Origin of the sequence: Clostridium beijerinckii, assembly GCF_036699995.1 — a bacterium.
GTDB lineage: Bacteria > Bacillota > Clostridia > Clostridiales > Clostridiaceae > Clostridium > Clostridium helianthi.
Window position 1 is genome coordinate 707,975 of the sequence record NZ_CP144906.1, and the last position, 24,743, is coordinate 732,717.

At 29.3% G+C, this 24,743-nt stretch carries 20 protein-coding genes, 1 riboswitch and 1 other annotated feature; of the genes, 19 read left to right on the top strand and 1 reads right to left on the bottom strand.

Annotation, left to right across the window (positions count from 1 at the left end):
• Positions 1-137 precede the first annotated feature (137 nt).
• The 19 genes from gpmI (at position 138) to PZA12_RS03565 (ending at position 23,999) form a co-directional block, all read left to right on the top strand.
• Positions 138-1,676 (top strand): 2,3-bisphosphoglycerate-independent phosphoglycerate mutase, encoded by a 1,539-nt coding sequence (gene gpmI, locus PZA12_RS03475; RefSeq protein WP_078115994.1) that lies wholly within the window; start codon positions 138-140, stop codon positions 1,674-1,676.
• A 294-nt stretch (positions 1,677-1,970) separates the two neighbouring features.
• Positions 1,971-2,576: a protein kinase gene (locus tag PZA12_RS03480; RefSeq protein ID WP_103698514.1), complete on the top strand. Its 606-nt coding sequence runs from the start codon at positions 1,971-1,973 to the stop codon at positions 2,574-2,576.
• A gap of 388 nt (positions 2,577-2,964) precedes the next feature.
• Entirely contained in the window at positions 2,965-4,257 is a 1,293-nt protein-coding gene (gene eno / locus PZA12_RS03485) for a phosphopyruvate hydratase (RefSeq protein ID WP_103698515.1), read from the top strand.
• A 220-nt stretch (positions 4,258-4,477) separates the two neighbouring features.
• Positions 4,478-4,711, top strand: coding sequence for a preprotein translocase subunit SecG (gene secG, locus PZA12_RS03490; RefSeq protein ID WP_077837088.1), 234 nt, complete (start codon positions 4,478-4,480; stop codon positions 4,709-4,711).
• 232 nt (positions 4,712-4,943) lie between these two features.
• Positions 4,944-5,182 (top strand) — a binding site (T-box leader).
• A gap of 124 nt (positions 5,183-5,306) precedes the next feature.
• Positions 5,307-5,459 carry a YezD family protein gene (locus tag PZA12_RS03495; RefSeq protein WP_078115996.1) on the top strand — a complete coding sequence of 51 codons (153 nt, stop codon included), beginning with the start codon at positions 5,307-5,309 and terminating at the stop codon, positions 5,457-5,459.
• A 329-nt stretch (positions 5,460-5,788) separates the two neighbouring features.
• Positions 5,789-6,064, top strand: coding sequence for a hypothetical protein (locus tag PZA12_RS03500; protein ID WP_242984844.1), 276 nt, complete (start codon positions 5,789-5,791; stop codon positions 6,062-6,064).
• Between the two features lie 243 nt (positions 6,065-6,307).
• Complete coding sequence (locus PZA12_RS03505) at positions 6,308-7,468, top strand: trans-sulfuration enzyme family protein (protein ID WP_103698516.1); 1,161 nt, start codon at positions 6,308-6,310, stop codon at positions 7,466-7,468.
• Positions 7,465-8,379, top strand: a complete 915-nt coding sequence (locus PZA12_RS03510) for a PLP-dependent cysteine synthase family protein (protein WP_103698517.1) — start codon at positions 7,465-7,467, stop codon at positions 8,377-8,379. The genes PZA12_RS03505 and PZA12_RS03510 overlap by 4 nt, the downstream gene beginning before the upstream one ends.
• 611 nt (positions 8,380-8,990) lie before the next feature.
• Positions 8,991-11,198: a ribonuclease R gene (gene rnr / locus PZA12_RS03515; protein ID WP_078115999.1), complete on the top strand. Its 2,208-nt coding sequence runs from the start codon at positions 8,991-8,993 to the stop codon at positions 11,196-11,198.
• A 148-nt stretch (positions 11,199-11,346) separates the two neighbouring features.
• Positions 11,347-11,817, top strand: coding sequence for an SsrA-binding protein SmpB (gene smpB / locus PZA12_RS03520; protein ID WP_103698518.1), 471 nt, complete (start codon positions 11,347-11,349; stop codon positions 11,815-11,817).
• A gap of 218 nt (positions 11,818-12,035) precedes the next feature.
• Positions 12,036-15,293 (top strand): bifunctional metallophosphatase/5'-nucleotidase, encoded by a 3,258-nt coding sequence (locus PZA12_RS03525; protein WP_103698519.1) that lies wholly within the window; start codon positions 12,036-12,038, stop codon positions 15,291-15,293.
• A 424-nt stretch (positions 15,294-15,717) separates the two neighbouring features.
• Positions 15,718-15,835: riboswitch (SAM riboswitch) on the top strand.
• Positions 15,836-15,978: 143 nt separating this feature from the next.
• Complete coding sequence (locus PZA12_RS03530; protein ID WP_103698520.1) at positions 15,979-16,944, top strand: methionine ABC transporter ATP-binding protein; 966 nt, start codon at positions 15,979-15,981, stop codon at positions 16,942-16,944.
• Positions 16,944-17,582: a methionine ABC transporter permease gene (locus PZA12_RS03535; RefSeq protein WP_078116002.1), complete on the top strand. Its 639-nt coding sequence runs from the start codon at positions 16,944-16,946 to the stop codon at positions 17,580-17,582. The genes PZA12_RS03530 and PZA12_RS03535 overlap by 1 nt, the downstream gene beginning before the upstream one ends.
• 11 nt (positions 17,583-17,593) lie before the next feature.
• Entirely contained in the window at positions 17,594-18,424 is an 831-nt protein-coding gene (locus tag PZA12_RS03540; protein ID WP_041894123.1) for a MetQ/NlpA family ABC transporter substrate-binding protein, read from the top strand.
• Positions 18,425-18,738: 314 nt separating this feature from the next.
• Positions 18,739-19,701 (top strand): YkvA family protein, encoded by a 963-nt coding sequence (locus tag PZA12_RS03545; RefSeq protein ID WP_103698521.1) that lies wholly within the window; start codon positions 18,739-18,741, stop codon positions 19,699-19,701.
• A 103-nt stretch (positions 19,702-19,804) separates the two neighbouring features.
• Positions 19,805-20,758: a viroplasmin family protein gene (locus tag PZA12_RS03550; protein WP_103698522.1), complete on the top strand. Its 954-nt coding sequence runs from the start codon at positions 19,805-19,807 to the stop codon at positions 20,756-20,758.
• Between the two features lie 221 nt (positions 20,759-20,979).
• Positions 20,980-21,153 carry a YtxH domain-containing protein gene (locus PZA12_RS03555; RefSeq protein WP_111938351.1) on the top strand — a complete coding sequence of 58 codons (174 nt, stop codon included), beginning with the start codon at positions 20,980-20,982 and terminating at the stop codon, positions 21,151-21,153.
• 252 nt (positions 21,154-21,405) lie between these two features.
• Positions 21,406-22,716 (top strand): tetratricopeptide repeat protein, encoded by a 1,311-nt coding sequence (locus tag PZA12_RS03560; protein ID WP_103698523.1) that lies wholly within the window; start codon positions 21,406-21,408, stop codon positions 22,714-22,716.
• 17 nt (positions 22,717-22,733) lie between these two features.
• Positions 22,734-23,999, top strand: a complete 1,266-nt coding sequence (locus PZA12_RS03565) for a transcriptional regulator (protein ID WP_103698524.1) — start codon at positions 22,734-22,736, stop codon at positions 23,997-23,999.
• A gap of 156 nt (positions 24,000-24,155) precedes the next feature.
• Here PZA12_RS03565 and PZA12_RS03570 read toward each other — a convergent pair whose 3' ends face one another.
• Positions 24,156-24,542: a CBS domain-containing protein gene (locus PZA12_RS03570; RefSeq protein ID WP_103698525.1), complete on the bottom strand. Its 387-nt coding sequence runs from the start codon at positions 24,540-24,542 to the stop codon at positions 24,156-24,158.
• Positions 24,543-24,743 lie beyond the last annotated feature (201 nt).

Here is a 24,743-nt window from a genome sequence, read left to right on the forward strand (position 1 = left end):
AACATAATAAATGATAATATTTAATATTATATATTTCTAACAAATAAGTTTATTTAGTTAACTTACAGATATTAATTTAATAAAGAAATCTAAGAATTTTATAGTATATTTTGTGAAAATATTTGGAGGGATAGGAAATGTCAAAAAAACCTGTTATGTTAATGATATTAGATGGTTTTGGGATTGCACCAAAATCAGAAGGAAATGCTGTAACTTTAGCGAAAAAGCCAAATTTAGATAAACTATTCGAAAAATACCCAACTTCACAATTACAAGCTAGTGGGTTAGCTGTTGGATTACCAGAAGGTCAAATGGGTAATTCAGAAGTTGGTCACTTAAATATCGGATCTGGTAGAATAGTATACCAAGAATTAACAAGAATTACAAAAGCAATAGCAGATGGAGATTTTTTTGAGAACGAATCATTAAAATTAGCTATGACTAATGCTAAAAAGACAGGATCGTCTTTACATTTAATGGGCTTATTATCAGATGGTGGAGTTCATTCACATATAGAACATTTAAGAGGTCTTTTAGAATTTGCTAAGAAAGAAGAAGTTCAAAATGTTTATGTTCATGCATTCATGGATGGAAGAGATGTTCCACCTTCATCAGGACAAGAATTCATTGAAAAAACTGAAAAGATGATGGCTGAAGTAGGCGTAGGTAAGATCGCAACTGTAAGTGGTAGATACTATGCAATGGATAGAGATAATAGATGGGAAAGAGTTGAACTTGCATATAATGCTTTAGTTTTAGGAAAAGGTGAAACTGCAAGTAGTGCAACTGAAGCTATAGAAAAATCATATCATGATAATAAAACTGATGAATTTGTATTGCCAACAGTTGTAACTGAAAATGGTAATCCAACTGCAAATATTAAAAATGGAGATTCAGTTATATTCTTTAACTTTAGACCAGATAGAGCAAGAGAAATAACTAGAGCTATTAATGATAAAGAATTTGCAGGATTCAAGAGAGAAACTCTAGATCTTACTTTTGTAACAATGACTCAATATGATAAGACTCTAGAAAGAGTAAATGTTGCATATACTCCTCAAACTTTAAGTAATACTCTTGGAGAATATGTAAGTAATAAGGGCTTAAATCAATTAAGAATAGCAGAAACTGAGAAATATGCTCACGTTACTTTCTTCTTTAACGGTGGAGTAGAGAAAGAAAATCCAGGTGAAGACAGAAAAGTTATACCTTCACCAAAGGTTGCAACTTATGATTTAAAACCAGAAATGAGTGCATATGAAGTAACAGATGAATTACTAGATAGATTAGATAGCGATAAGTATGATATGGTAATTCTAAACTTTGCTAATCCAGATATGGTAGGTCACACAGGAGTTGTTGAGGCTGCAGTTAAAGCAATCGAAGCAGTTGACGAATGTGTAGGAAAGATTGCAGATAAAATTTTAGAAAAGAATGGATGCTTATTTATCACTGCGGATCATGGTAATGCTGAAACTATGATAGATTTTTCAACTGGAAATCCATATACAGCGCATACTACACATGAAGTACCATTTATTTGGGTTGCAAATGATACTGAAGGTAAGAAATTAAGCAACGGAAAACTTGCAGATATTGCTCCAACAATGTTAGTTCAATTAGGACTTGAAGTTCCTACAGAAATGACTGGAGAAAATCTAATAGTAAATAAATAATTTTAATTAATAAAAAAACTGCTTGGAATAATTTAAATTGTTTCAGGCAGTTTTTTTTGTTTTATAAAATATACATTTTAAAAATTTATTCATTAAAATTTGATTCATCATCAAAAAGAGCGAATTTGGTAATAGGTTAAGTTATAAACTTTATTAATTAAAACTTATATAGAATAAGTATAACTTTATTCAGATAAGTTAAGAAAGATAAGATTTTAAAGAAGGATTTAATCAGAATTGCATAAAATAAGCGTAAAATTAATATATTAGTAAAAAAGATTTAGGATTGATAATATGAAAAAGAATTTTGCATACTCTGCTGATTTTGATGAATATACAGAAAAATTATTTAGAGAAGCTAAGTATCTAGGTGAAGGACACAATGGTGTGGTTTATGAGTTACCAAATAAAAAAGCCATCAAAATATTTTTGAGAAAAAAGGTATGTAATGATGAAGGCAGTATTCTTGCCAAAACTAATGGATCGAAATACTTTCCCTATATGTATAAGCGAGGAAAATTCTATGTGATAAGGGATTTAGTTGATGGAATAAGGCTTGATAAGCATATAAAGGAAAATGGGTTAAGTGAAAGATTAGTTAGAAACATATATGAATTATTATTAGAGTTCAAGAGACTTAAATTTAAGAAATTAGATATCAGATGTAAAGATGTTTATGTCTCAGAGGATGAAAAACTTATGATAATAGATCCTAAAAAGGCGTATAGTAGAAAGGTTGATTATCCAAGGCATTTAATGAAGGGATTATGTAAAGTTGGTGTGTTGGATGAATTTTTTGAATGTATAAAAAAAATAGATGCAAAGAAAGCCGCATCATGGGAATTGAAATTTAGAAGATATTGCGGGGCAAAAAACCTATCGATATTAGATGATGATTAAATATGTAAAGATATAGGAGAAGATAACTCAAAATGAATATTAAATGTAATTAGTTATAAGTAAAATACTTATAAACGTTATGGCATTAGTATCATTTTGAGTAAATCTCTTATGAAATTTATATAAAATATTATATCGGCTAATATGCTAAGAATAATTGTATAAATTAAACAAATAAATTATGTTATATAAGCTTGACTTTTGATCTTGTTTAATCGTATAAGTCAGTTTTATATTTACATAAAAAATAATATGAATATTCCTAAATTATTTTACCAATAATATTATGGTAAATCAAATAAAAAGCTTTTTATTTAGTAAATTATGTATTATAATTATATTGATAAGAATTCTCAATACAATTATAAAAATGAGGAGGTAATATTAAATGAAAGATTATTTAGAAATTGTAGATGTAGTTGCAAGACAAATTTTAGACTCAAGATGTTTCCCAACAGTAGAGGTAGAAATATATTTAGAAGATGGAACAATTGGAAGAGCAGCAGTGCCATCAGGAGCTTCAACAGGAATGTATGAAGCAGTAGAATTAAGAGATGGTGATAAAGATAAATTTTTAGGAAAAGGTGTTTTAAACGCAATTAGAAATGTAAATGAAATTATTGCAGAAGAATTAATTGGATGCAATGTGTTTGAACAAACTTACATTGATAAAATGCTAATTGAATTAGATGGAACAAACAATAAGAGTAAGCTTGGTGCTAATGCTATATTAGGAGTTTCATTAGCTGTTGCAAATGCAGCTGCAAATTCATTAGATATGCCTTTATATAGATATATCGGTGGAGTTAATTCAAAAGTATTGCCAGTCCCTATGATGAACATATTAAATGGTGGATCACATGCTGATAACTCTGTAGATTTACAAGAATTTATGATCATGCCAGCAGGAGCACCTACATTTAGTGAAGCGTTAAGAATGTGTGCTGAAGTTTATCACACATTAAAGAAAATTTTAAATGATAAAGGTTATTCAACAGGTATTGGTGATGAAGGCGGATTTGCACCAAACTTAAAATCAAATCAAGAAGCTCTTGATGTAATAATTGAAGCAATAGGAAAAGCTGGATATAAGGCTGGAGAAGAAATCTTTATAGCAATTGATGCTGCTTCATCAGAATATTATAAAGATGGTAAATACGTATTAGAACATGAAGGAAGAACATTAACATCAGCAGAGATGGTTGATTTCTTTGAAGATTGGGTTAATAAATATCCAATTATCTCAATTGAAGATGGTATGGCAGAAGAAGATTGGGAAGGTTGGAAGCTTATAACTGAAAGATTAGGAAAGAAAGTTCAATTAGTTGGTGATGATTTATTTGTTACTAATACAGAAAGACTTGAAAAAGGTATTGATCTTGGTGTAGCTAATTCAATTCTTATTAAGCTAAATCAAATAGGTACATTAACAGAGACATTAAATGCTATAGAAATGGCAAATAGAGCTGGATATACAGCAGTTGTTTCTCATAGATCAGGAGAAACAGAAGATACAACTATAGCTGATTTAGTTGTATCTGTAAATGCAGGTCAAATAAAGACTGGAGCACCAGCTAGATCAGAAAGAGTTGCTAAGTATAATCAATTGTTAAGAATTGAAGAAGAGTTAAATGATGTTGCTGAGTACAGAGGCAGAAAAGCTTTCTTTAATATAAAATAAATTATTATTAAAGATAATTTTTAAGTAAGAAGTAATTTTGCTTAAGGATAAATCATAATAAAGTTTATTAGGAAAAGTTATAGGAATATAGTTCTTATAACTTTTTTCTAAATTCTAAATAATTCGATCTTGGTGTAATTTTTATTACATAAGTTGTAATAAGTAAATAAATGTGATATTATTAAATGTATGTTATTGATCATTATAGGAGGTGTTACCTATGCAAAATATATTATTAATTTTTGAAGGAATATTAGGCTTAGCTACTATTATAACTGTTTATATGCAACCTAGTAAAGCTGATGCGTTAAGTGGTTTAATACAAGGGAGCACAAAAGATACATTCTTTGCAAAAAATAAGTCGAGAACTAAAGAAGTAATTCTTGTGAGATTAACAGTTATTTTTATGGCATTGTTTGCAATTAATACAATTTTATTAAATTTAATAAAATAATAACTATAAGCTACTTTACTTAGGTAGCTTTTTTTATTTTAAAATTTTAGTATGTCCATATAATTATAGAAACTTGTTATCATCATAAAATAATAAATTTAGTCAAATGGTTAATAAAGTGTTATATAAAACGCATTGACTAATTGCAACTATATGGAATATAATTAAATAAAAATAAATCATAGTAATTTAATAGGAATAATATGAATAAATATTAATATAATTATAAAAGATTAACGCTATGAAGGGAAAAAGTAAGTTAGTGGAAGTTTTTAGAGAGGAATTCTCAAAAGGCTGTGAGGAATTCTAAATTGAACCTAGTTGAATGCATCCTGGAGCACTAAGTTGAAACTAAAAGTATGCTTAGCAGGTGTGCCTGATATAGCACATAAAGATGTTGTTAAATAAAAATGCCTTTAAGCATTAAGAATAACAATCAGAGTGGAACCGCGGAAATTTTCTGCCTCTGTTTTTTTTGCAGAGGTAGTTTATTTTTTTAGGAGAAATTTATATGACAAATTTCTAGGGGAAATATATGATTTGTAAATAATTATATATAGATAATTTGTATATATCAAATTGTGGAGGGGATTATATGGATATTAATAGTAAAGAAATTGTGGAAAATAAAAAACTAGAGGAAATATTAAAGATGGTTGAAAAAATAAGATTTGGATCAATAACGTTAATAATACAGGATGGAGTAGTAATACAGGTGGACAAGAACGAAAAAATAAGAATGAGGTAGTATTTTAGAGTTAGCATCTAGAGGAGTATGATTATATATTACGAGGGTAAAGATTAATGAGAGCTTTAAGCATAATTAAGTCAAAAAGATGTTGACAAATTTGAGTTTAAGGAATATATTATATAAAAATATAGCAATCTTATATGAATAAGAGTATATGGAAAAGGATAATATTCAAAGAATCTGACTGGAAAACCAGAGGATGTACTTCTAGAGATAGAAGTATGTCCTCTTTTATTTTGCATTTAAGGCACAATCAAAAATAATAGTCAGTACGATTGCTTAAAGATTTTACTTAAACAACGATTTAAAGGAGGAGTATCAAGATTATGGGAACAATCAATTTAAAAGAATCTTCTATGACAATAAAAGGAGCATCAATATTAAATATAATTCCATTAATACCACAAAACGAGCTTTCTCATCTTGAAGCACCATCATGTATAATGCTTGACAAATTTAGAGGAGAAGCAGGTGGATATTTTGATGTATTTAGACACTGCAAACATTTTATAGCTGATGCATATGTAATTCCAGGTAAAAATCATGATATGCATGGTCAGTTATATGACAAAGAAGTTTTTGGAACATTCTCTCATGGATAGGAAATTAGTTAATTAATATAAATAGAAACAAGTATTAAAAAATTATTAAGGATTCATAATGATAATCGTGAAGGGAAATAAAATATAAATATTTTATTTATCATAAAACATAGTAAACAAATAAGAATTATATTAATAATATATAGTAATTTATATTTAGAAATAGCAGAAACCTTTATATATAAGAAATAAAGAATAGTGTAGAAAACTTTGCACTAGCGAAACATTAAGGAGGAGAGAAAAATGAAAATAGAGTCATTATTAGTTCATGGTGCAATTGATGGGGATGAGACAACAGGATCGGTGAATGTCCCAATCTATCAAACTTCCACATATAAGCAAGAACAGTTAGGTAAAAATAAAGGATATGAATATTCAAGGACTGGAAATCCCACGAGAGAAGCACTAGAGAAAACTATTGCTTTATTGGAAAGTGGAAGCGGGGGGCTTGCATTTAGCAGCGGGATGGCTGCTATTACGGCGGTGTTATCTTTATTTCACAGCGGTGACAAAGTGATAATTCCAAGTAATCTTTATGGAGGAACCTTCAGAGTAATTGATAAAGTATTTAAGAATTTTAATCTTCAATATGAAATAGTTGATTTTTCTAGATTAAATGATGTAAAAAGAATTCTAGAAAATGGAAAGGACAACACAAGTATAAAGGCTGTTTTTATTGAAACTCCAACAAATCCGCTAATGGATATAACTGATATAGAAGAGGTTAGCAAGCTTGCAAAGGAATACGGAGCACTTACTGTTGTAGACAATACATTTATGTCACCATATTTGCAAAGACCTTTAGAATTTGGAGCGGATATTGTTGTTCATAGTGCCACTAAATATTTAGGAGGCCATAGTAATGTGGTAGCTGGGTTAATAGCTGTGAATAGTGAAGAACTGTGGGATAAGTTGCATTTTATACAGAATTCAACTGGAGGAGTACTCGGTGCATTTGATTCATTTATATTGCTTCAAGGTATAAAAACATTAGGTGTTAGATTAGATAGACACAATGAAAATGCAGAGAAAATAGCACAATTTTTATCGCAAAGTGAATATATAACTAAAATATATTATCCCGGACTAAAAGATTCTAAGGGGTATGAAATTCACAAAAAACAAGCATCTGGCTTTGGGGGAGTATTGTCTTTTGTTATAAATGAAAAGATAGATTATAAAAAATTTCTAAGTTCTTTAAAACTTATAACTTTAGGAGAAAGCCTAGGTGGAGTGGAATCTTTAATATGTCACCCAGCCAGCATGACACATGCAGCAATTCCGTATACAATAAGGCAGGAGGTCGGAATTGTCGATAATCTAGTTAGGTTGTCAGTAGGCATAGAAAATATTGATGATTTGATTGATGATTTAAATAATGCATTTAAGGAGAGTTTAATATGAATTATGTAAGTGATGTAAAAGAACTTATTGGAAATACTCCGCTGATAAAACTCACACATATAAATGTTAAAAAAAATATTAATATATTTGCTAAACTTGAGTGTTTTAATCCTGGTGGCAGTGTAAAAGATAGAATTGGAGTATCAATGATTGAGGGGGCTGAGAGAAATGGAAGTTTAAAGAGGGGATATACCATAGTTGATGCAACGGCGGGGAATACTGGTCTTGGTATAGCTCTAGCGGCAATAAATAAAGGCTATAATATAATATTTGTAGTACCAACTAAATTTTCAATAGAAAAGCAAAAGCTAATGAAAGCTTTGGGGGCTAAAATCATTAATACTCCAGATGAAGAAGGGATGCTTGGAGCTATAAATAAAGCTAGCGAGTTGTTAAAAGAGATTCCTGATAGCACTAGTCTAGGTCAATTTGAAAATGAAGATAATCCTTTGGCTCATTATAAAACAACAGGGCCTGAAATATATAAAGCTTTAGACGGTAATATAAATTATTTCGTGGCAGGTGCTGGAAGTGGGGGCACATTTACTGGTATCATAAAATATCTAAAGGAAAAGAATAAGAACATTAAAGGAGTGCTTGCAGATCCAGAAGGATCAACAATGGTCGGTGGAGAGCATAAGAGTTACAAAATAGAAGGCATCGGAAATGATTTTGTTCCCAAAACAATGGACATATCTTTAGTTGATAAAGTTATAAAAGTTAGCGATGATGAGGCTTTTAAGAATGTGAAGTTATTGGCTAAAAAGGAAGGTTTAATAGTTGGATCATCATCTGGAGCAATACTTTCAGCAGCATTAAAGCTTACTGGTGAGATTGATAGTGGAAATATAGTTGTTGTTTTCCCTGATAGGGGAGATAGGTATCTAAGTACAACATTGTTTGATGACTAGTTGATATAAATAAATTAGAAAGTTAAGAATATAAAATATATAAAGACAAAATTTTGATTTCAAATTTTTTATAGTATAGGATTTTATTATGATACCTTTATTAACGAAGTTGACTAGAAAACTAGAGACTGAGTTTCTTGATTATGCATTATTTATTACATGAGAAACTCAGTTTTATTGCTTGTTAAATAAATTTTTGGCAGGCATAAAATATATGGAGTATAATATTGTAATAATATTTTTTGAAACATATAGATCCTTAAAATTAAAATATTTTAGTCATTTACAGATATCCTTTTGATAAAAGAGGATATCTATTTTTGTTAAATAATTCTTAAATGTATATATTTTAATTGATTTTTTTAATTGATAACTTTATTTGAGTATTTGTAGTAACAGAATTTTAAATAAAATTTATCATTGCATCATATATAAATAGCTCAAATACTACTATTTTTTTATTAACTAAACTATAGTATATAAATAAATTAGAATATATATGTCAATACTAATATTAAAATAAGATAAAATCTATATTGTACAAGGTTATTGTGGTAGTATATAGGTATATAGGAATAAAATATAGTAATAGTATAATGGAGGAAGAAATTATGGGAATAAAACAAACATTAGCAAGTTTTATGAAAGAACCTGCATATAGGCCAATGGACATTGAAGAGTTAATTGCTGTATTTGATATAAAGAAAAATGAATATAATGCGTTTAAAAAGACTTTAAGAACTATGGAAGATGAAGGATTTATTATAAGAACTAAAAAAGACAAGTATATGATAGCTAACGCGAATCATGAAGAAGAAGGTCTTATTATAGGATCGCTTCAATCACATTCAAAAGGTTTTGGATTTTTAATTCCAGAAGAAGAGGGACAAAAAGACGTATTTATACCAAGCAATTGTATAAATGGAGCTATGAATGGTGATAAAATATCTGTTAGAGTAACAAGAGAAGATACAAAGACCAAGAAAAGAGAAGGAGAAGTAGTCGAAATTATTGAAAGAAACACTACTAGAATAGTAGGTGTATATGAAGATTCTAAGAATTTTGGTTTTGTAGTTTCTGAGGATCCAAGAATATCTAAAGATGTATTCATCTCAAAGAAGGATAGGAATGGTGCCAAGGATGGAGATGTTGTTACAGTTAAGATAACAAAATGGCCTGAGGAAAATAGAAAGGCTGAAGGAGTTGTAACAGAGGTTTTAGGAAGAAAAGGTGACAGAGGAATAGATATTCTAATGATAATTAAAAAACTTGGACTTCCAGAAGAATTTAGTGAAAAAGTTCAAAAATATGCGGAAGGTATTTCTGAGGAAATTGATGAAGAAGAATATAAAGGCAGAAGAGATTTAAGAGATTTGAGAATGGTCACAATAGATGGTGAAGATGCTAAGGACTTAGATGATGCTGTATCTATCGAAAAATTAAGTAATGGCAACTTTAAACTAGGAGTTCATATTGCCGATGTAACACACTATGTAAAGGAAAATAGTCCATTAGACAAGGAAGCATTAAAAAGAGCAACATCAGTTTATTTAATAGATAGAGTTGTTCCAATGTTACCTAGAAAATTATCTAATGGAATATGTTCGTTAAACCCTAGAGTGGATAGATTAACATTAACTTGCTTTATGGAGATAGACCATAAAGGAAAAGTTGTAGACCATGAAATTGTAGAATCTGTAATAAAAACTAATGAGAGAATGACATACAAAGATGTTACAAAGATATTAAGAGATAATGATGAAGAACTTATAAAAAGATATGATTATCTTGTTGATGACTTTAAAATGATGGAAGAGCTATGCGGTATATTGAGAAATAAGAGAACCAAAAGAGGTGCTATCGATTTTGAAATAGCAGAAGCTAAGATAACACTTAACGATTTAGGAAAACCAATTGAAATTAAACCATATGATCGTGAAATATCAAATAGGATGATAGAAGAATTTATGTTAGCAGCAAATGAGACAGTTGCAGAGCATATGTTTGGTACTCATATACCTTTTGTATACAGAATCCATGAGAGCCCAGATGAAGAGAAATTAGCTAAATTTAAAGAATTTGTTTATAATTTAGGATATGCTATCCAATGGACAGAAGAAATAAGACCAAAAAGTTTTCAAGAGATTCTAGAAAAGGTTAAAGGAAAAAACGAAGAAACAGTTGTAAGTACACTACTATTAAGGTCTATGATGCAGGCGAGATATGCGCCAGAGTGCAGTGGACATTTTGGGCTTGCAGCTCAGTATTATTGCCACTTCACTTCACCAATAAGAAGATATCCTGATTTACAAATTCATAGAATCATAAAAGAATATTTGCATGGAGAAGTAGATGGAACTAGAATAAATAAATTAAAAAATATAGTAGGTTATGCAGCTAAACAATCTTCTGAAATGGAAAGAAAGGCTCAAGATGCAGAAAGAGAAGTTGATGATCTTAAAAAAGCTGAATATATGCAAGAGAGAATTGGTCAAGAATTCGAAGGAATTATATCTTCAGTTACATCTTTTGGAGTATTCGTTGAGTTACCAAATACAATTGAAGGTTTAGTTCATATAACAGATTTAGACGATGATTATTATATATTCAATGAAGCAAATCTAAGCTTGATTGGTGAAAGAACTAAAAAGTTATATAAACTTGGAGATAAAGTAAAAGTAGAATGCGTTAATGTAGATATAACAAATAGAGAGATATTTTTTAAGATTACACAAGAGCCAAAGAGAGAAGAAACAGATAAAGATTTTGAATCAGAAGGAAAAATTAGCGAAGTAGAAAGAGAGCTAGTTGAAGTATAAGATATGATTTTAATATTCTGAAGGAGCAAAAATTTGTGCGTATAAACTTATTTTGAGTGTTGATATCAGCAATGCTCAAAATAAGTTGATTTACAGAAATGGGTATAATATAATTTTAGTAGAAATATAACCATAGCGGGTGATTATGATGGCAAGAAAAAGAAATGAGAATTCATTAGCAGAAAATAGAAAAGCAAGGCATGACTATTTTGTAGAAGAAGCAATGGAAGCAGGATTGGTTTTAGTTGGGACAGAGGTTAAGTCAATACGAAATGGAAGAGTGAATCTTAAAGACTGTTATGCAGATATATATAATGGTGAAATATTTGTAAAAAATATGCACATATCTCCTTATGAACAAGGAAATATATTTAATGTAGATCCATTAAGAGAGAGAAAATTACTTCTTCGTAGAGATGAAATAAGAAGGCTTGATGGTTTAGTGTCTAGAGATGGATATACCTTAATACCTCTATCATTGTATTTGAAGGACGGAAAAGTTAAAGTTGCGCTTGGAGTTTGTAAAGGTAAGAAAAATTATGATAAGAGAGATTCTATGTTAGAAAAAGCTCATAAGAGGGACATGGATAGGGCAATTAAGGAAAAAAATAAATATTAATTAAGCATGCTACCGAAAGTATAAAAATATTTTTGGTAGTTTTTTATTTGTTTAAAACACAAGATAATATGAGGTTGTTAGATAAAATTATTATAGAAATAATCTGAATAATAAATGGGTGACATTTACAATAAATAGACTATTGCAAAAATATGTGTCATATAATTTTTTGTGAGTAATAATATGTAAATGAGATTAGTATTAAGGGGGAAATAATTGTGAAAAAACTTCCAAAGTTCAGAAAAGTTATATCAATTTTTACTAGCTTATTCTTTATAATTACTTTATTTAGCTCATTTTCTATAAGAGTTTATGCAACTGAGAATGAAAAAATATTTGACGTTATCGAAATTACTGATTTTCATGGATCACTTAATGATTCATCAGGAAATCAAGTTGCAGGGGTTTTAGCAGATAGAGTAGAAAAAGTGAAAGAGTCTAATAAAGATAGGACATTGATTTTAGGTGGAGGTGATTTGTATCAAGGGTCTGCAACATCAAATATCATGAAAGGGGTTCCTGTTCAGGAGACTATGTCTAAGATTGGAATGGAGATAACAACTCTTGGAAATCATGAGTTTGATTGGGGATTGGATACAACCACAAATACAACAATGAAAGGCGCAGCATATTCAATAGTCTGCAGCAATCTTTACGATAAGAAGACTGGCAAGCGTGTATTTGATCCATATAAAATTATAACTAAAGATGGAATAAAGATTGCCGTTATAGGCGGAATAACAAGAGAAACAGAGACGAGTGTATCACCTAAATTTGTGAGTGACTATAAATTTACAGATCTTGCAAGTGAAATAAATCCTATTGCACTACAAATAAAGAAAGATAAATTGGCAGATGTAGTAATTGTATTGGTGCATGAAGGTGATAAGGGTGATAATGCAACAGGGCCAGTATTTGATTTAGCTAATAATCTTCAGAATGTAGATGCTGTGTTTGGCGGACATAGTCATACTAAAACTGCTGCGATTGCTAAAAATACCAATATCCCAGTATATATTGCGGGATCAAACGGTAAAGGATATATAGATGCTAAATTCAAGGTGACTAGTGATAATAAAATCGTATTTAATCAGCCAAGTCTTGAAACAAGTTATGTGGCATTAGATAATGACAAGGGGTATAAAACTGGAACACCACAAACAGACAGTGAAGTTGATAAAATTGTAAATAGTGCTAATAAACAAATAGAGCCAATGACGAATGAAGTTATTGGGTATAATATAGAAAAAGATTTAACAAGAAAATTAGATGCTTCTCCATATGGATCATCAGTTTTAGGAAATTGGGCATCTGATGTTACAAGAAGTTCTATTAAAGCTGATGTTGGATTTCAAAACAATGGAGGTCTTAGAATAGATATTCCACAAGGAAATATTACAGTCGGAACTATGTGGCAGTTTATGCCTTTTGATAACACAATTTATAAATTAAGCATGACAAAGTCTCAATTAAAGGAAGTTCTAGAGCAGGCTGTTGCGGATAACAGCAAGGGGTTACAGGTATCGGGAATTAAATTTAGCTATGATTCAAATCTTCCATCAGGCCAAAGAGTTAAATCTATCACAAAAGAAGATGGAACTCCTATTAGTGATAACGAAAGTTTATCAGTTGCAGTTCCAGATTTTGTGGCTCAAGGAGGAGATTCGTTTACTGCATTTACAAAGTACGGTGGATTAGATGTTAAAAATGATACTCATGTTTTAGTAAGAGATGCATTTATAGATTGGTGTAAAGAAAATAAAGATAAAAATGATAAAAATACAATACCTAATACTGATATACCAAGAATGGTTAATATATCTAGTTCAATAACTTTATTAGCAACAACAGATGTTCATGGTACAGTTTTAAACTATGATTATGGAACAGGGAAAGCACCATCTAAAGCACAGGGATTAGCTAAAGTTTCATCATATGTTAAAAGTGTAAGAGAAAATAATAATAATGTGATGCTAATTGATAATGGAGACACAATTCAAGGAACACCACTATCATATTACTATGATATTTTAGATACTACTTTAGAGCACCCTATGGCAAAGGTTATGGGGGCCATGAAGTATGATTCGTGGACACTAGGAAATCATGAATTCAATTATGGATTAGATGTATTAAATAGAGTAATTAAAGACTATAAATCAGAAGGTATAGCAGTACTTGGAGCTAATATATATAAGAAAGATTCAACAAATTTTGTAGATCCATATATAATGAAAAGTTTTTATGTTAATGGTAAAGAAGTCAAAGTAGCGGTTATAGGTTTAGAAAATAAATGCATACCAAGTTGGGAAGATAAAAAACATTATGATGGATTGGTATTTAATGATCTTGTAGATGAATCTAAAAAGTGGGTTAAAGAAGTAAAAGCCAAGGGCGCAGATGTTGTTATAATATCAGCACATAGTGGTCAAGAGAGTGATGCAGATGTTATACCAGAAAATGAAATTAATGCAATAGCGACACAAGTTGATGGAATAGATGCAATTATGGCAGGTCACACACATTTAAAAGTAAATGATCTAACTAAGAAGAATCCAGAAGGTAAAGTTGTTCCAATAGTTGAGTCAACTAAGGGAGCTACAGGTTTGGCACAAGTGGATATGAACTTTGATGGAAATGCAAAGCTTATAGGAATTTCAACAAAAAACATTGTTATCGATAATAGCATAGTAGATGATCAGGAGATTGTCGATTTAATTAAACCTTATGAAGATACAACATTAAAATATGTAGATACAAAAATAGGAACTTCAACTGGAGAATTTACAGGAAGTGGACAGTTAACTGAGCCTACTGCAATTATGGAGCTCATTAATAAAGTACAAAAAGAAAGTGCTGGGACTCAATTATCAATTGCGGCACCATTAAGTTCTGGAGCATATATACCTCAAGGGGATGTTACAATAAAAGATATGATGGCAGTATATGTATTTGAAAACTTTTTGTATGGAGTAAAAATGACAGGAAAGCAATTGAAGGATTGGATGGAATATTCAGTTAGATATTATGCTCAAACAACAGGGGATAATGCAGCAGTAATAAAAGATCCAATATTAAATATTCCAGATTATAACTTGGATCAATTATATGGTGCAACATATGATATTGATTTAACACAGCCTGCATGTACTATCGGTAAGGAAACAGGAAGAGTAATATCAGGAAATAGAATAAAGAATTTAAAGGTTAATGGTGTTGAAGTAAAAGATTCAGATGAATTTACAGTTGCTATAAACAATTATAGATTTAATGGCGGTGGTGGTTTTATGAAGGCCGCTGGATTAAGTAATACTGATCCAAATATTATTGTCTATGATTCAGGAAAAGCACTTGGTGATGATGGCCAAGTGAGAAGCTTAATGACTAGCTACATTAAAAAACATGGAGAGATATCTCCAGATTGCTCAAATAATTGGGAGATACTGAATGTAGATAAACAGAAAAAAGCAGCTTAAGATATGAAGCAATTATTTTGAGGAATAAAATATATAAAGTGATTCTAGTAAAAATGAAGCCATGCACATAGATAGATTTATCTACATGTGTATGGTTTCAAATTTTATTGTAGAATATTTATTATTTTTTATGTTAATATTTTTATTAGCATAGATATTGATTTTGAATATTTGATAGAAATATATAGCATATGCAGCAGATTTAACAATATAAATATAAAATAATTTAATATTTATACTATAAACTTAAATTTATTAATTAATTTCGTAAAAAAATCTTGCAATATATGCAGAAAATATATATAATAAAACCAATCCGATTACAATACTTGGATTTGAAAGAGCAAAAGGTTATTCTATAGATTTTGACAAATTAAAAAAAGTTGTATATAATTAGGTCAAAGCTAAATTAAATAATCTGAATATCTTATCGAGAGCGGTGGAGGGACTGGCCCTTTGAAACCCGGCAACCGAAATATTATTTTTATTAAATGATATTTATATGGTGCTAATTCCAGCAGCTTTTAGCTGATAGATGAGAGGATAAATTTGTATGGTGTTTTATGCGCTAGAGATTTATTCTCTAGCGCTTTTGTTTTGAGGTGAACGTTAATAATCAAGTTAATTATTACATCACCTTAGTTATCCGGAAACTAACAAAACAAAGTCAAAGGAGGAAATGTGTTTGATAGAAATTAAAAATGTGGTAAAGAATTTTGGGGAAACACAAGTTATAAAAGATGTATCAATAAGCATTAAAGAGGGCGAAATTTATGGAATAATAGGGCACAGCGGAGCAGGAAAGTCAACATTATTAAGATGCATTAATGGACTTGAATCTTATGATGGAGGTTCAGTAAATGTAATGGGGAAAGAGGTTTCATCATTAGAAGGAAAAAGTCTTAGGGAATTTAGAAAAGATTTGGGGATGATTTTTCAAAATTTCAATCTTATGCAAAGAAAAAATGTTTTTGATAATGTTGCTCTTCCTCTTGAAGTGTGGGGGTACAACAAAAGTGAAATTAAGGACAAAGTATTAAGATTATTAGATTTAGTTGGATTAACAGACAAAAAGCTAAGCAAACCGTCAGAGCTTAGTGGTGGACAAAAACAAAGAGTAGCAATAGCAAGGGCATTAGCACTAGACCCTAAAATACTACTTTGTGATGAGGCTACTTCTGCCTTAGATCCTAAAATTACAAAAGATATTTTAGCGTTACTTTCTAAAATAAACAAAGAATTAGGGATTACGATAGTAATGGTAACTCATCAAATGGAAGTAATAAAAGAAGTTTGTGAAAAAGTTGCACTATTAGATGGTGGAAAAATAAAAGCAGAAGGAAGAGCAGAAGATTTATTCTTACAACCAGGAAAATCATTAAAGAAATTCTTAGGAGAAGAAGATGAAGGGATACTACCAGAAGAAGGTGTTAATATCAAGATATTCTTCCCAAGTGATTCTTCTGAAAATGCATTAATCACAAAGATGGCAAGGGAATTAGAAATAGATTTTTCTATAGTTTGGGGAAAACTTGAAAAATTTAGAAGCGAAGTATTAGGCGGGCTTGTAATAAATATCAGCGAAGATGATAAGGACAAGGTTATAAAGTACCTTGAAAATAAGGAAATCTTATTGGAGGTGATCGAATAATGAATCAGGTAATAGTAAAAGCTTTAATAGAAACTCTAGAGATGGTTTTTGCATCGACTATAGGTTCACTTATTTTAGGATTTATACCTGCAATAATATTAACAGTTACTGCAAAAGACGGATTAAGACCAAATAAAATAGTTTATACAATTTTAGATTTAGTAATTAATATATTAAGAAGTTTTCCAGTTATCATATTAATGGTAGCAATAATACCATTAACTAGATTTATTGCTGGTAAATCTATAGGTACAGAAGCAGCTATTGTTCCACTTACAATTGCAGCAGCACCATTTGTGGCAAGAATTATAGAATCATCACTTAGAGAAGTGGATAAAGGAATAATAGAGGCGGCAAGATCTTTTGGAGCATCAAACACTCAAATTATCTTTAAGGTAATGCTTAAAGAAGCAATTCCTTCAATAGCATCAGGAATTACTCTTACAATAATAAGTATTGTTGGATATTCTGCAATGGCAGGAACTATTGGGGGTGGAGGACTTGGTCAAGTAGCTATAAGCTATGGATATCAAAGATTCCAAACTGATTATATGGTAGTAACATGTATTGTGTTAATTATAGTAGTACAAGGACTACAGCTTATAGGCAATTATTTTTACAATAAATTATCAAAATAGGGGGAATAAATATGAAAAAGAAATCAATTTTATCAGTAGTTTTAGCAGGAGTAGTGACACTAGGATTAGTAGGTTGCGGGGGCACAGCTACTTCAGGAAGCAAAGATTCTAAGAATGACAAGGTAATAAAGATTGGGGTAACACCAAAGCCACATGAAGAAATAGTGAATATAGCTAAACCATTACTTGAAAAAGAAGGATATACAGTAGAAATAACAGAATTTAATGATTACAATCAACCTAACACTGCTGTAGAAGAAGGGTCATTAGATGCAAACTTCTTCCAACATACTCCATACTTGAACGAACAAAATTCATCTAAGGGATATCACCTAGTTTCAGTTGGTGCAGTACATTTAGAACCAATGGGATTATATTCTAAGAAGGTAAAAAGTTTAGATGAACTTAAAGATGGAGCTACAATTGCCGTTCCTAATGATCCATCAAATGAAGCTAGAGCATTAAAATTATTAGCAGGAAAAGGCTTAATAAAAATTAAAGATGGAGAATTAGTTACATCAAAAGATATTACTGAAAATCCTAAGAACTTAAAGTTTAATGAATTAGAAGCAGCAGCAGTTCCAAGAGCAATAGATGATGTTGATGCTGCAGTAATCAATGGAAACTATGCTATAGAAGCTAAGTTTAATCCAGCAAAAGATGCAATTATTATTGAAGATAAGGCTTCAGAAGCTGCTAAACCTTATGCAAACATAGTTGTTGTAAAACAAGGTAACGAAAATCAAGAAAAGATTAAGGCTTTAGTAAAAGCTATGACATCACCAGAAGTTAAAGAATTTATAGAAAAAGAATATAATGGTTCAGTAATTCCAGTATTTTAATAGTTCATTTTGAACATATAGGTTAAGAAAAGAAATTCAGTAATAAATAGTATTTGAAACATTAAATATACTGTATTACAAGAAGAGAGGTTATGCCAAATGTCATTTAGGCAACAAAATGACATTAAGGCATGCCTTCTTTTTTTTATCAAAAAGTTAAATGGGGGCTTTTGTTATTAAGAAAAATTGTAGATTCTATATATAACATATCTTTAATAATTTTCTGGAATAATGTATACTTTTAAGTATATTTAGGAAAATAATTTGATTTAATTTATATAAAAGTAAGAATTTACTCTAAAGGGGAATAAAAAATGAACATATCAGAAGTAAAAGTTAAATTAACTGGTAATGATATATTAAGTATAATCAATGAATTTGTTAAGGTTGATGGGTTGGATTTAAGAACAGTAACTATTAATGATGGGATAATATTAGAAGGAACTTTGAAAAAGGGAATAAATATAGACTTTAATATAAAGGTTCAATTAGTTGGGTGTGTTCATAACAAAATTATTGTAAAGATAGTTAAAGTTAAAGTATTAAATGTTGGTTTCTTTAGAATATTAAGAAGTTTTGTGCTAAAGCAATTAGCAAAAGCTTTTAAAAAGTATGGAATAGATAGCGATAGAGATAAAGTAATAATTGATATAAATACAATACTTCAAGATGTACCATACATAAATCTAAATATTAGTGAAGTCTTTATGAAAAAATCAGAGGTATGGGCTGAAATTTCTAATGTTGAGGTATCAATACTAGGCGAATTAATAAAGGAAAATGATGTTGAAGAAACAAGTGAAGAAGAAGAGATTGATGTAGCATCATTGGATAATATAGATAAAACTAAAGATTGCTATTCTGTTGGAAGAAATAGAATTACAAATAAATTATCTGAAAATGTGAGAAATTATAAAGAGTATATATTTGTATTGCCAGATATAGCTTCTTTAATATATAGATTACTTAAGGATAAAAGAGTATCTATAAAGACTAAGCTTATAATGTCGGCAGGAATAGCATATGTAACTGTACCAGTTAACATAATACCTAATAGTATACCATTTATAGGTGTGATTGATGATATTGGAGTTATATTTTTTGTTTTAAATAAGATTCTTAAAGATATACCATTATCTATAATAGTAGAGAATTGGGAAGGTAAAAATGATATACTTTTAACATTAAAAAAAGGAATAGAATATCTAACTAACTTTACAAATGCCGCAAATATTGAAAAATTATATAGTGCTGTAGAAGAATTATCATCACTATAGAAAATATTATTTATAAATTTAATAACATATAGATTATTAAGTTTATAAATTCTCTATGAAAAATATAATAAATAAGTTAGACATTCAGAGAAAGGAATATTATATGGCGAAAAAAGTTTATGCAATACAGTATGGTTTTGATATTAAAAACAACAAAAAGGTTGAAAATGTAATAGTTAATACTTGGAATGAGTGCTTAGCATATGTAAAAGGGGTAAAAGGAGCTAAGTATAAGAGTTTCGAAGATATCGAAGAGGCAAAATCATATCTAAACGAAGGAAATAGAATGCTAAAAAAGAGTGATGAAAATTATCCAAAAGATTGCCTTCATGCATATGTTGATGGAAGCTATAATTCTTCTGACGGAAGATATTCTTATGGAGTAGTTTGTGTTAATAATGATGTTGTAGAATATATAGAAAGCGGAGCTGAAAAAGATAGCTCTTCTAAAAATATAAGACAAATAGCAGGCGAACTTAAGGGAGCTGTTAGAGCTGTTGAATATGCTTTAGAACATGGACAAAAAAAAGTAGTTCTATTTCATGATTACGAGGGGATAGCTCATCATGCAACTGGAGCATGGGAACGAAAAGAAGAATCATCTATGCAATATTATAAAAAGATGCAAGAGTTAATAAATTCTGGAATGGAAATTATATTTGTAAAAGTTGATAGTCATACTGGAGATTTATTTAATGAGCTTGTTGATGAGAAATGTAAAGAGTGCTTAGGGATAGCTTCTGATAAAACCGTTGAAAAATGGTTAAATAAAAATGTTATAAGAGTTTCTGGTACTAAGGTGAAAGAAGAAATCTTAAGCATAGCTCCAAGTCATTCAAATAATATAATTTTAATTGGCAAAGATGAAAATCTACAAATGGAAAATATATTAAATGTAGGTAAGAAAGATGATGATGATGAAATTAGATTTGAACAAATTATTAATCTATATAGAAATAATGCTGTTGAAGGTAAAAAGATAATTTCTAAGTTATTAAGCAAAGAAAAAGAAAAATTAATTTATTATTTACTTAAAGAGGAAGTTGATAATAATTAAAGTGGTATATATGTCTGGATAATAAATTTACATTTAAAATGCTAATAAGAAAAGTGCTTAATTAGGACTGGAATATAGAAAGTTGATTGTAATATGCATAGTTACTTTTTAGAATATTTTTAAAATCGTATATAATCATGGAATAAATTAACTTGGATAACTTTTTGATTAATACACAATATATTTATAGAAAATAAATTGATGTTAAAGAGGTGTTTATTATGGAAAGATTTTCTAAGGGAATGATGACTGGATTTTTAATTGGAGTTGCTGTCGAAATGTCTCTAATGCCACGTATGGATAGAAGAAGTCAAAAAACAATGAGAAGAGCAGGCAGAAGAATGAGGAACATGGCTGAATCAGCATGTCATGAAGTTTATGATTGGATGAGATAGAATTAAAAAAGAAAGTATAATATGTAAATATTAGGTATAATAAAAATAGAAGGGCATGAATTTCTTTCATGCCTTTTTATTTTTATTTATTGTATTTATACTTTTGTACATAAATATGGATAATAAAATTAAATTATATAAAATTTGGGGCACATTTATATTTTTATGCAGTTTTTTATAAATTTATGTTATAATTAAGGAAATTATATTAAAATAACTAAATAATTTGTTGAATAGAGAAGGATTAAAAAGATGGAAATTCTATCATTGGGAGAAAAAATCAAGAGAAGAAGAAAACAATTGAATATGACGTTAAAGGATTTGGCAAAAGACAGAATAACTCCAGGACAAATAAGTTTGGTAGAATCTGGCCGTTCGAATCCATCAGTAGATTTGCTAGAATATTTAGCTGATGCATTGAACACAAATGTAGAATATTTAATGGAATCAGAAGAAAGCCAAGCTGAAAAGATTAGTTTATATTACGAACAGGTAGGGGAATCATGCATACTTCAGGGAGATTACGAAAAAGGTCAAAGATATATTGATAATGCTCTATACTACTGTGAAAAATATAATCTAGAATATAGAAAAGCAATGATATATTTTATAACAGCAAAATCCTACATGTATAAAAGAGATTTTCCTATGGCTCAGAAGTTTTTTTTATCAGCAAATGTAATTTTTGTAAAAAATAATAATTATGAGCAAATAATAAAAACTTTTCTACATTTAGCTAACATTGCTTTGGAATTAAAAGCATATCATTCTTCTAGTAGTTATTTAAAACAGGCTGAAAAGGTATATATAGACAATAAGGTTGTAGACGAATTTTTAATGGGAGAAATATACTACAATATGGCTAGAACATATTACGATGTAGAAGAATTGGATTTAGCCTTAGAATATTCTTGTCTAGCAAGAAATAGATTTGAACAAGTCTATAATGATGAAGATTATGCGAGAAATCTATTCTCTTTAGCAGAAGAATTTAATAAAAAAGGTGACTTGCCGAATGCAATAAAGTATTCAAAGAAAACATTAGAAGTGTATAAAAAGATACAGTATAACAAGAGCATAGTTAATATAGAACATAATTTAGGAAAGTTATTTTATGAACTAGGAAATTTAGATGAATCTCTTAAGCATTATGATATATCAAAAAGCATTAGTACACAAAACCGTGTAGGATGTATAAATGATATACTAATAGATATTTGTAAAAGTTATCTGAAGTTAAAGAATACTGAACAATGTAGCAAAATACTAAAAGATATAGAAAATAGAATTGAAGAGCATGATATAGACAGAAAAATCGAATGTAAGCTAATAAAATATACTATGTTTAATATTGACGATAAACCAGAACAAGCAGAAAGTGTATTGATTGATACATATGTGCTAGCAAAGAATAGCGGAAAGTTGTCCAAGGCAGCTGAATTGGCTATGAGAGTCGGAAAATATTTCATAGATAAAAAAGAAGAAGAAGAAGCTTCGTATTACTTAAATCAAGGAATAAAGTTATTTAATGAAGCAGAAAAGTTAAAAAATTACAAATTATAAGTAAGTGGGTGAGATATTTGGAAATACTATCTACTGGCGAAAAGATAAAAAGAGCTAGGGTATTTAAAGGTATAACATTAAAAGAACTATGTGGAAATAAGATTTCAATTGCCAAGATGAGCTGTATAGAAAATGGTAAGATTAAGGCGGATACTGAATTATTAAATTATATAGCTGAGAAGATAGAAATAGATGTAGATTATTTAATAGAAGACGTATATGAACAAATTTCAAATAATCTAAATATAATAAAGAGGAACGTATCTTCCGATACTGATTCTGAAAGTAAGTTGAAAGATAACCTAAGCTATGCACTAAAATATAAATATTATGATTTAGCTTTTGAATTAATACACATACTATTCTCGTATTATGTAGAAGAAAATAAGGTTGAAAATATTCAGCTTATAGTTTCTCAATATTATGATTTATATCAAAGAAATAATACGGAAGAAAATACAGCTATCTACTTTAAAGATATGGCACGTTATTTATCTCAAAATGGTGAATATATTGAGGCTATTTCTTACTACAGCAAGCTTAGAGAAATGTTTAGATTGAAAGAAGATGGATTTGATAGTTCAGAGTACTGTTTAATAGGTTACAATGAGGCTCTGTGTTATCAGAATTTAAGAAAATCTGAAGAAGCATATAGCATTTTATCAGAAATCATAGGATATGTTGATGACCTTAAAACAGATGAAAGTAAGGGAAAAATATATCATATATATGCTACAGTATGCATTAAGCTTAAAAAAGATTATGTTGATGAATATAAAAAGAAAGCATTTCAATATCAAAAATATAATCCTATTTCTCTGGCAGCATCCCATGGAAATTATGGAAAGTATTATTTTGAAGTAGAAGAAAAGGAAAAGGCAATCTCTGAAATAGAAGCTGGAATAAAAATATTTCCACAAGATAATGTAGGAAAATATGTGGAGTTTTTGAATTATTGTACAAGAATATTAATTGATAATTCAGAGTATGAGATAGCTTATAGGATTACAGAAGAATCATTAAATTTAGCTATTATGACTGACAATATAAAGTTAATTGAGAAGTCATATTATTTTAAAGGTATAATTCTTCAAAAAATGGACAAACATTTGGAAGCTGAAAAATATATGAATCTATCATTAGATTCGTTGTTTAAGTTTGGTACCAGAGAAGAAAGAAGAAATAGATATGTAGATATGGGTAAGCTTTATTATAAGCTTGGACTTACAGCGGATTCGCTAAAATACTTTAATCTTGCATTAGCTGTTGATAAAAAAATCTAATTTCTCGTAAATATATAGGGAAGGGCGATATTTTGTTAATTCGATTATAATGGATTAACAAAATATCGCCACTTCTATTTTTTATATTCACAATTAAGCCTTTAAGATCAGTAATGATATATTTAAGCTATTAAATTCATATGGATATTATTGTTACTAATTTTTTGAACAAGAGTCAATGAAGTAATCTAATAAATCATCTATATTAATAACTCCTACAATTTTTCCGTCTTCAATAACAGGCATTGTTATAATATCATTTTCTCTTAGACGCTTAGCTACAGTGAGTAGATCTTCGTCAGATTGCGCAGAGATAACTGATTTTGACATAACCCACTCAACTGGACAGCTAACATAATGTCCTGGATGTATCATGAATCTATATATATCAGCTTTTACTATCATTCCTACTACAATTTCTTTATCATCTACTACTGGCATTCCATTAATATTAAGTTTGTCCATAAAATCTAAAGCTTTATCTATAGTATCGTTTACATTAATTGTATGGAAATTTGGTTTAATGATAGAACTTATTTTCATAACATCACCTCTTTTAAAAAAGTTTAATATCGTTAAGCTGTAAAATAACAAGCTAATAATATTTATATTACTATTTTACTATAAAACAACAAAATTTAAAATAAATCTTTAGATGATAAAAAAATTTAAAAAAAGGCTGAATAAACTTTGACTTTCTTTGACCTATGTATTATTATATAAGTAAAGAGGAATTATTTAGGT

Excerpts from the sequence above, each read along its gene's own strand:
- PZA12_RS03505 (WP_103698516.1), top strand. The coding sequence starts at position 6,308 with ATGAAAATAGAGTCATTATTAGTTCATGGTGCAATTGATGGGGATGAG.
- PZA12_RS03545 (WP_103698521.1), top strand. The coding sequence starts at position 18,739 with ATGAACATATCAGAAGTAAAAGTTAAATTAACTGGTAATGATATATTA.
- eno (WP_103698515.1), top strand. The coding sequence starts at position 2,965 with ATGAAAGATTATTTAGAAATTGTAGATGTAGTTGCAAGACAAATTTTA.
- PZA12_RS03500 (WP_242984844.1), top strand. The coding sequence starts at position 5,789 with ATGGGAACAATCAATTTAAAAGAATCTTCTATGACAATAAAAGGAGCA.
- secG (WP_077837088.1), top strand. The coding sequence starts at position 4,478 with ATGCAAAATATATTATTAATTTTTGAAGGAATATTAGGCTTAGCTACT.
- rnr (WP_078115999.1), top strand. The coding sequence starts at position 8,991 with ATGGGAATAAAACAAACATTAGCAAGTTTTATGAAAGAACCTGCATAT.
- smpB (WP_103698518.1), top strand. The coding sequence starts at position 11,347 with ATGGCAAGAAAAAGAAATGAGAATTCATTAGCAGAAAATAGAAAAGCA.
- PZA12_RS03555 (WP_111938351.1), top strand. The coding sequence starts at position 20,980 with ATGGAAAGATTTTCTAAGGGAATGATGACTGGATTTTTAATTGGAGTT.
- PZA12_RS03570 (WP_103698525.1), bottom strand. The coding sequence starts at position 24,542 with ATGAAAATAAGTTCTATCATTAAACCAAATTTCCATACAATTAATGTA.
- PZA12_RS03560 (WP_103698523.1), top strand. The coding sequence starts at position 21,406 with ATGGAAATTCTATCATTGGGAGAAAAAATCAAGAGAAGAAGAAAACAA.
- PZA12_RS03550 (WP_103698522.1), top strand. The coding sequence starts at position 19,805 with ATGGCGAAAAAAGTTTATGCAATACAGTATGGTTTTGATATTAAAAAC.
- gpmI (WP_078115994.1), top strand. The coding sequence starts at position 138 with ATGTCAAAAAAACCTGTTATGTTAATGATATTAGATGGTTTTGGGATT.
- PZA12_RS03535 (WP_078116002.1), top strand. The coding sequence starts at position 16,944 with ATGAATCAGGTAATAGTAAAAGCTTTAATAGAAACTCTAGAGATGGTT.
- PZA12_RS03495 (WP_078115996.1), top strand. The coding sequence starts at position 5,307 with ATGGATATTAATAGTAAAGAAATTGTGGAAAATAAAAAACTAGAGGAA.
- PZA12_RS03540 (WP_041894123.1), top strand. The coding sequence starts at position 17,594 with ATGAAAAAGAAATCAATTTTATCAGTAGTTTTAGCAGGAGTAGTGACA.
- PZA12_RS03480 (WP_103698514.1), top strand. The coding sequence starts at position 1,971 with ATGAAAAAGAATTTTGCATACTCTGCTGATTTTGATGAATATACAGAA.
- PZA12_RS03510 (WP_103698517.1), top strand. The coding sequence starts at position 7,465 with ATGAATTATGTAAGTGATGTAAAAGAACTTATTGGAAATACTCCGCTG.